Here is a 9,334-nt window from a genome sequence, read left to right on the forward strand (position 1 = left end):
ACTGGCTCGACGCCACCGACCGCGGCAACGCCGATGACATCGCCTACCACGTGGCGTGGAAGGGGCTGAGCGAGGACGAGACGGGGGCGCGGCTTGACGGGCGCTGGCTGCTGCTCCTGCCTGAGACGCCGCAGAACCCGGCGTTCGCGACACGGGTCGCGGAGGGCATGGCCCGTGCCATGGCCGACCGAGGCGCCGAGGTCGTGACGCTCGGCATCGATCCCGCCGGCGACCGCTCCCACATGAGCGCGCTGCTCGCCGAGGCGGCGGAGGCGCCGAACAGCGTTCCGCTCCAGGGGATCGTGTCCCTCCTCGCGCTGGCCGAGGGCACGCACCCGGACCACCCCGGCCTTCCCCTCGGTGTCGCCGCGTCGTTCACGCTGATCCAGGCGGCAGGCGACGCGGATGTGGGGGCCCGGCTCTGGGCGGTCACGCGCAACGCCGTGAGCGCTCTGCCGAGGGAGGAACCGTCCGCCGAGCAGGCGCAGGTGTGGGGCCTCGGCCGCGTGGCGTCGCTGGAACTCCCGCACCTGTGGGGTGGGTTGCTCGACTTCCGCACCGCCGCCGCCGACGCCGAAACCAGCGCCGACACCGGAACCCACACCGGCACTGACATCGAGCATCCGGGTTCCTTCCGCCGGGCGGCCGCCGTCCTCGCGGCCTCTCCCGACGGCGAGGACCAGATGGCGATCCGCGGCTCGGGGGTGTACGGCCGCAGGCTCGTCCGGTCCGCGGCTGCCGGCACCGGACCCGGCTGGCGGCCCCGTGGCACGGTCCTGGTGGTCGGGGAGGTCGCGGCGGTGGCGGAGCCGCTCGTCCGACGCCTCCTCGCCGACGGTGCCGAACAGGTCGTCCTCGCCGGTCCCGGGGCCTCCCTCCCCGCGGCCCTCGACGACGGGCCCCGCACCGATGGGTCCCTCGCCGACGGACGCGTCAGCGTGGTGCCCTGCGCGATGGAGGACGACGCCGCCCTGCGGTCGCTGCTCGCCGAGCACGCACCGACCGCGGTGCTGGCAGCCCCGGCCGCCGTTCCGCTGAGTGCCCTGTCCGACACCACGCCGGCGGCGCTCGCCCACGCGGTGCACACCAAGACGGACCTGGTGACCCGCCTGGAAGCCGTCCTGGAGGACACGGAGCTCGACGCGTTCGTCGTCCTCTCGTCCGTCGCCGGTGTCTGGGGCGGGACGGGACAGGGCGGCTACGCGGCAGGTGCGGCGCACCTGGACGCCTTCGCCGAGCGGCGGCGCGCGCGAGGCCTGCCGTTCACCTCGGTCGCCTGGACACCGTGGCGCGGGCACGAGGCAGCCGCGTCCGAGGACGGCGAGTCGGCGGCCGCCCGGGAGACGATCATCGCCGGGATGAGCCGCGCCGGCCTCACCCCGCTCGACCCGCGGCGCGCGGTCGACGCGCTCTTCCGGGCCGTGGGCCGGGGCGTCGGCACCGTGACCGTCGCCGAAGCGGACTGGGAGCGGTTCGTGGCCGCTCGCGAAGCCGTACGACCGTCGGCGCTCTTCGACGGGCTGCCCGCCACGCGCCGATCCCGGGTCGTCGCCGCGGGCAGCGGCGCCCACGCGGGGGCGGGCGCGGTGGCGGGGGCGGACGCCTCCCCGGCGACCGGTGCCGGCTCCGACGACCGCAGAGAAGCTCCCGAGGTGGTCCGCCTGCTGGCGGACAAGTCCGACGAGGAGCAACTGCGGCTCCTGCTGCGGATGGTGCGCAGCCATGCGGCGACGGTACTGGGCCAGTCCTCGCTCGACGCGGTCGACGCCAGGCAGCCGTTCAAGGCCCTGGGCTTCAACTCCGTGACCGCCGTCGAACTGCGCAACCGGCTGAGGTCCGCCACCGGTCTCACGCTCTCGGCCTCCCTCGTCTTCGACCATCCGGATCCGGCCGCTCTCGCACGCCACTTGCGGGACCAGGCCCTGGAGCACGGAGCGGCGAGCGAGGCCCGTACCGGCGACGCCCTGGTGCGGTCCACCGCGCCCACCGAGCCGGCCGGTGACCGCGACTCCGAGCCCATCGCCATCGTGGCGATGGCGTGCCGCTTCCCCGGTGGCGTGTCCACGCCCGAGGAGCTGTGGCGGCTGCTGAGGGACGGGGGTGACGCGATCAGCGCCTTCCCGGACGACCGGGGCTGGAACCTGGAGGAGCTGTACGACGCCGACCCGGACGCGGGTGGCCGTACGTACGTCCGGGAAGGAGGGTTCCTGCACGAGGCGCCGGACTTCGATCCCGCCTTCTTCGGCATTTCGCCGCGTGAGGCGGTGGCCATGGATCCGCAGCAGCGGCTGATGCTGGAAACCTCGTGGGAGGCGTTCGAACGGGCCGGCATCGACCCGTCCGAGCTGCGCGGCAGCCGCACGGGCGTGTTCGTCGGCACCAACGGCCAGCACTACCTGGGCCTGCTCCAGAACGGTGAGGAGAGCTTCGACGGCTACCTCGGCACCGGTAATTCGGCGAGCGTGATGTCCGGCCGGCTCTCGTACGTCTTCGGCCTCGAAGGTCCGGCCCTGACCGTCGACACGGCGTGCTCGGCCTCCCTGGTGGCGCTGCACCTGGCCGTGCAGGCGCTGCGCCGCGACGAGTGCTCGATGGCGCTGGCGGGCGGTGCGACGGTCATGTCCACGCCCGAGATGCTGGTGGAGTTCTCGCGGCAGCGGGTGCTGTCGCCCGGCTGCCGGTCGCGGGCCTTCGCCGGCGCGGCCGACGGCGTGGTGCTCGGCGAGGGCGCCGGCGTACTCCTCCTGGAGCGCCTGTCCGACGCCGAGCGGCTCGGGCACCCCGTACTGGCCGTCGTCCGGGGCTCCGCCGTCAACCAGGACGGCGCCAGCAACGGCCTGACCGCGCCCAACGGGCCCTCCCAGCAGCGGGTCATCCGCGAAGCGCTCGCGGATGCCGGGCTGCGTGCCGAGGACGTCGACGCCGTGGAGGCGCACGGCACCGGCACCCCGCTCGGCGATCCCATCGAGGCCCAGGCCCTGCAAGCGACGTACGGCGCGTCCCGTAAGCCCGGCGAGCCGCTCCGGCTCGGCTCGGTGAAGTCCAACATCGGCCACGCGCAGGCCGCGGCCGGCGTCGCCGGGGTGATGAAGACCGTTCTCGCCCTGCGCAACGGCATCCTGCCGCGGACCCTGCACGTCGACGAGCCGAGCCCGCGCGTGGACTGGTCGTCCGGTACGGTCGCGCTCCTCACCGAGCCGGTGGCGTGGCCCGAGGGCGAGACACCGCGCCGGGCCGGGGTGTCGGCCTTCGGCATCAGCGGCACCAATGCGCACGTCCTCATCGAGGAGGCCCCGCGCCCGGCCGACGTCCCCGGCACCCGGCAGCACCGCTCAGACACCCCGCAGGACAGCCCCCCATCGGACCGCCCCGCATCGGACGGATTCGAGCTGGACAGCACCGACCTGGACAGCACCGGTCCCGACGCCACCGGTCCCGACGGCATCGCTCCGCTCGTGCTCTCCGCCCGCACGGAAGCGGCGCTCCAGGCGTACGCGGACCGCCTGCGCGGCGCGCTGCTCGACGACCCCGGCATACGGCCTGCGGACGCCGGACTCACTCTGCTCACCGCCCGCGCCCGGTTCGCGCACCGAGCCGTGGTCGGCGGCGAGGACCGCGAGGAACTGCTGCACGCCCTGCACGCCCTCGCCGAGGGCCGGGAGCATCCGTCCGTGGCCCGCCACCAGGCCGGCCCGGCGGACGGCACGGTGTTCGTCTTCCCCGGCCAGGGCTCCCAGTGGCCGGCCATGGCCGAAGGGCTGCTCGACCGCTCGGCGGCCTTCCGTGAATCCGTCGAGGCGTGCGACGCCGCACTGCGCCCGTTCCTCGACTGGTCGGTCCTGGACGTGCTCCGGCAGGTGCCGGGTGCGCCGTCGCTCAGCAGGGTGGACGTCGTGCAGCCCGTGCTCTTCACCATGATGGTGTCGCTGGCCGCCTGCTGGCGCGCCGCGGGAGTGCGGCCGTCGGCCGTCATCGGTCACTCCCAGGGCGAGATCGCCGCCGCGTGCGTCGCCGGCGGCCTCTCCCTGGAGGACGCCGCACGGATCGTGGCCCTGCGCAGCCAGGCGTGGCTGACCCTCGCGGGCAAGGGCGGCATGGTCGCCGTGTCCCTGCCGGCCGAGCAGGTACGCGTCCGGGTGGAGCGCTTCGGCGACCGCTTGTCGGTCGCGGCCGTCAACAGCCCGGGGACGGCCGCGGTGGCGGGCGACCCCGAGTCGCTGCGCGAGCTCCTGGCCGAGCTGGAAGCGGACGGTGTCCACGCGCGCGCGATCCCCGGGGTGGACACGGCCGGACACTCGGCACAGGTGGACGCACTGCGGGAGCGGCTCATGCGGGAGCTGGCCCCGGTCGCCCCCCGCTCCGGTGACGTCCCGTTCTACTCCACCGTCACCGGCGGGCTGCTCGACACCGCCGAGCTGGACGCCGCCTACTGGTACCGCAACATGCGCGAACCGGTCGAGTTCGAGCAGGCCACTCGTGCGCTGCTCGCCGATGGCCACCACGCGTTCCTGGAGAGCAGTCCGCACCCCATGCTGGCCGTATCGCTGGAGCAGACCATCGCCGACGCCGACGCGCCCGCCGTGGTCCTGCACACCCTGCGCCGGGAGAAAGGTGGTACGAAGGGCTTCGCCCTCGCGCTCGCCTCCGCCTGCGCCCAGGGTGTCGACATCGACGCCGAGGCGCTGTACGGCCCGGAGGCGCGGCGGGCCGACCTGCCCACCTACCCCTTCCAGCGGCAGCGCTACTGGTACCACGCGCCTGCCCGGCGCGGTGACACGGCGTCCGTCGGTCTGGCGGACGCGGGCCACGCGCTGCTCGGCGCGGGCGTCGAACTCCCGGACTCGGCGGGCCACGTCTACACCGCGAGGCTCGGCGCGGACACCCGGCCCTGGCTCGCCGAGCACGCCCTGCTCGGCACGGTCCTGCTGCCCGCCACCGGCTTCGTCGACCTGGTGCTGTGGGCCGGCGCCCAGTCCGGCTGCGGACAGATCGACGAACTCGCCCTGCGCACACCTCTCGTCCTCCCCGGCGACACCCCCGCCGGCACCACCGGTACGGACACCGTGGAACTGCGCGTACAGGTCGGCCCCGCGGACGAGGAAGGCCACCGCACGGTCACCGTGCACTCCCGGGAAGCGGGCGCCCCGCCGCGGTCGCCCTGGACCCTGCACGCACAGGCCACCGTCACCCCCGCCTCCTCCGACGGCCCCGAAAGCCCTGACACGCCCGGTACCTTCAACGGCAGTTCGGCTGCGGCCGTACCGACGGCCGACGCGCCGGCGAGCGGAGGGCCGGCGAGCGGCGGGCCGGACGCGTGGCCGGCACCCGGCGCCGCGTGGCCACCGGCCGGGGCGCGGGCGTCCGGCATCCCGGACCCCGCCGCCTTCTACGCAGCCTTCGCGGAGCGCGGCTACGACTACGGCGTCACCTTCCAGGGGTTCCGTACCGGCTGGCGCGACGGCGACACCGTGTACGCGGAAGTCGCCCTGCCCGGACCGGCGGCAGGCGAGGCACGTGACCACGACATCCACCCGGCCCTCTTGGACGCGGCCCTTCAGGCCATGAGTCTGGGCGAGTTCTTCCCCGCGGACGGCCAGGCCCGCATGCCGTTCGCTCTGCGCGGGGTACGCCTGTACGCCACCGGCGCCGACCGCCTGCGCGTCACCGTCTCGCCCGCCGGCGCGGAAGCCGTGCGCCTGCTCTGCACCGACGGGGAGGGCAGGCCCGTATTGGCGATCGACGAACTCGTCGTCCGCCCGGTCCCCGCCGAACAGCTCGCCGAGCGGTCCGGCGCCGGTGGCACCGGCAGGCCCCCCGGCACGGGCAGCGGCTCGCTGTACCGGGTCCTGTGGGAGCGGAAGCCCGCGCCCGGATCCGTGCCCGCCCAGCGCTGGGCCGTCATCGGGGACGACCACAGCGGGCTGGCCACCGCGCTCACCGGCGCGGGCGTCGGCTGCGCGACCTACCCCGACCTGGGATCGCTGCTCGACGCCTGCTCCGCCGGCGGTGCCGTACCCGACGGTGTCGCCGTCCAGCTGCCGCACCTCCCCGGCGCCCCGGACCCGGGCACGGTGCGCGCCGTCCTGGACAAGGCCCTTGATGCGGCACAGCACTGGCTGAAGGCCGCCGACCAGTCGCCCTCCAAGCTGGTCTTCGTCACCCGCGGCGCCGTCGCCGTCGGCCCGGGCGAGACCGTACGGGACACGGCGGCCGCCTCCGCCTGGGGGCTGGTGCGTTCCGCCCAGTCCGAGGAGCCCGACCGCATGGTGCTCCTCGACCTCGGCCCCGACGACGGCACCGTCAGCGGCGGCGCGCTGGCGGCCGCACTCACCTGCGGTGAGCCGCAGCTCGCGGTCCGTGGCGAGCACGTGCACACACCCCGTCTGACCCCCATGGGCCCGGCGACCCCCGACCTGCTGCAACTGCCCCACGCCGACACGGACGCCGACGCCGACACCGGAACAATCACCGCAGCGGGAACAACCACGGCAGCGGGAAGGACCGTCCCGGCGGGAACGACCGCCCCAGCCGGAGCAGCCGGAGTAACGGGAATAACCGGAGCGGCTGGCTCCGCCGCTTGGCGGCTCGGCACCCGCGGCGACGGCACCCTTGAGGGGCTGCGCCTCGAACCGGCGCCGGACACCCTGGCCCCGCTGCAGCCCGGCCAGATACGCGTCTCCGTACGGGCCGCCGGGCTGAACTTCCGCGACACGCTCATCGCGCTCGGCATGTACCCGGGCCGCGGCGTCATGGGCGCCGAGGGCGCCGGAGTGGTGACCGAGACCGGCCCCGGCGTCACCGGCTTCGCCCCGGGCGACCGGGTGCTGGGGATGTGGACCGGTGGTTTCGGCCCGTACGCCGTCGCCGACCACCGCATGGTGGCCCGTATCCCGGACGGCTGGTCATACGCGCAGGCCGCCTCCGTCCCGGCCGTGTTCCTCACCGCCCACTACGCCCTCGACCGGCTCGCCCAGGCCCGTCCCGGCCAGACGCTGCTGATCCACGCGGCGACGGGCGGCGTCGGCATGGCGGCACTCCAGCTCGCCCGGCACCTCGGCCTGACGGTGTACGCGACCGCCAGCACCCCCAAGTGGGACACGCTGCGCGGGCTGGGCGTGCCCGACCGGCACATCGCGAACTCCCGCACCCTGGACTTCGCCGACCGCTTCCTGGAGGAGACCGGCGGCCGGGGAGTGGACATCGTCCTCAACTCCCTCGCCGGCGACTTCGTCGACGCCTCACTGCGCCTGCTGCCCCGAGGCGGCCACTTCCTGGAACTGGGCAAGGCCGACGTACGAGACCCCGGCACCATCGCCGACCACCACCCCGGCACCACCTACCGGCCGTTCGACCTCGTCGAGGCGGGCCCGGAGACCGTCGGCACCATGCTGACGGAGCTGCTGGAGCTCTTCGAGGCCGGAGTGCTCCACCCGCTGCCGCTGGCCGTCCACGACGTACGCCACGCCCGCCGTGCCTTCCGCACGCTCAGCCAGGGAAAGCACACCGGCAAGCTCGTGCTCACCATGCCGCCCGTCTTCGACCCCCACGGCACCGTGCTCATCACCGGCGGCACCGGAACCCTGGGCAGCGCGGTCGCCCGTCATCTGGTCGGCGAGCACGGCGTACGCCACCTCCTCGTCGCCGGACGCCAGGGCGCGGAGGCCGAGGGGGCAACGGACCTCGTGAGGGAGCTGGCCGGACTCGGCGCCGACGTGACCGTACGGGCCTGCGACGCGGCCGACCGCGACCAGCTCGCGGCCCTGATCGGCGCCATCCCGGCGGCACACCCGCTGCGCGCGGTCGTGCACACCGCCGGCGTCCTGGACGACGGCACCCTGCCGTCGCTCACCCCGGAGCGGATGGATGCCGTGTTGCGGCCCAAGGTCGACGCGGTCCTCAACCTCCACGAGCTGACCAAGGATCTCGACCTGTCCGCCTTCGTCCTCTACTCGTCCTCCTCCGCGCTGTTCGGCAGCCCCGGACAGGGCAGTTACGCGGCGGCCAACGCCTTCGTGGACGCCTTCGCCCAGTACCGGCGCGGGGTGGGGCTGCCCGCCCTCTCCCTCGCCTGGGGCCTGTGGGCGCGCAACAGCAGGATGGCGGACCACCTCGACCAGGGCGACATGCACCGCCGGCTCGCCCGGGGCGGCATCCTGCCCCTGACCGACGCCGAGGGTGTGGCCCTCTTCGACGAGGCCCAGCGCTGGGACGAGGCCCTGCAGGTCCCCATCCGCCTCAATCAGGCCGTGCTGCGGGCACAGGGCGCGGTTCCGCCCTTCCTGAGCGGTCTCGTACGGAACCGGCGCAGTTCTCCCGCGGCCACCGCTGCGGCCCAGCCCGACCCGGCAGCGGCGGGCACGAGCACCTCCCTCGGGGAACGGATCGCCCAACTCCCGCCCGCCGAGCGGATGGAAGCGGTGCTGGAAGCCGTACGCACCCATGCGGCAGCCGTGCTCGGTTACGAGGAGGACGGTGAGCTCTCCGCCGACCGGAACTTCCGCGAGCTGGGCTTCGACTCGCTCACGGCGGTGGAACTGCGCAACCGCCTTACGGCCGCCACGGGGCTCCGGCTCACCGCCACCCTGGTGTTCGACCACCCCACCCCCGAAGCACTCTCCCGGCACCTCCACGACCGACTCGCTCCGGACACTCCGGCGGAGAGCGGCGATGTGTCCCTCGCCACCGAACTGGACCGTCTGGAGAAGCTGTTCATCCGTCTCACCGAACAGAACGGACTGGACTCCGCTCTGCCCGACGGCACGGCACGGCACGAGATCACGAACCGGCTCGCCGCCCTGACCGGTCTGTGGGACCGGCTCAACGGCGCGAGCGGCGACCCCGCCGGACCGGAGGCCGACGACGAGGTGACCGGAACTCTCGACGCCGCCGACGACGAAGAGCTCTTCGCCTTCATCGACGAGCGGTTCTGATCCGCCCCCACCACCCGCACCGACCGACCGAAACACCACGGGGTGACGAAAGCATGGCTGACGAGCAGGAGCTCCGCGCCTACCTGAAGCGGACCACCATCGAACTCCACCGCGCCACCACACGGCTGAAGAAGGCGGAGGAGCAGGCGCACGAGCCGATCGCGATCGTCGGCATGGCGTGCCGCTTCCCGGGCGGGGTGGGCTCTGCCGAGGACCTGTGGGACCTGGTGGCCACCGGGACGGACGCGGTCTCCCCGTTCCCGTCCGACCGCGGCTGGGACGTCGCGGGGTTGTACGACCCCGACCCCGGCGCCGTGGGACGGACGTACTGCCGTGAGGGTGGTTTCCTGCATGGGGCGGGTGAGTTCGATGCGGGGTTCTTCGGGATTTCGCCGCGTGAGGCG

2 protein-coding genes are annotated in these 9,334 nt (G+C 74.2%); both read left to right on the plus strand.

The genetic code is table 11. The features are described from left to right. The first annotated feature begins 50 nt into the window (after positions 1-50). Positions 51-8,930 (plus strand): type I polyketide synthase, encoded by an 8,880-nt coding sequence (locus IH00_RS44115; RefSeq protein ID WP_234334874.1) that lies wholly within the window; start codon positions 51-53, stop codon positions 8,928-8,930. 158 nt (positions 8,931-9,088) lie between these two features. Continuing rightward, positions 9,089-9,334: beta-ketoacyl synthase N-terminal-like domain-containing protein (locus tag IH00_RS0117420; RefSeq protein ID WP_420710882.1), on the plus strand; the 246-nt coding region annotated here is incomplete at its 3' end.

Source organism: Streptomyces sp. NRRL S-118 (assembly GCF_000716335.1).
GTDB lineage: Bacteria > Actinomycetota > Actinomycetes > Streptomycetales > Streptomycetaceae > Streptomyces.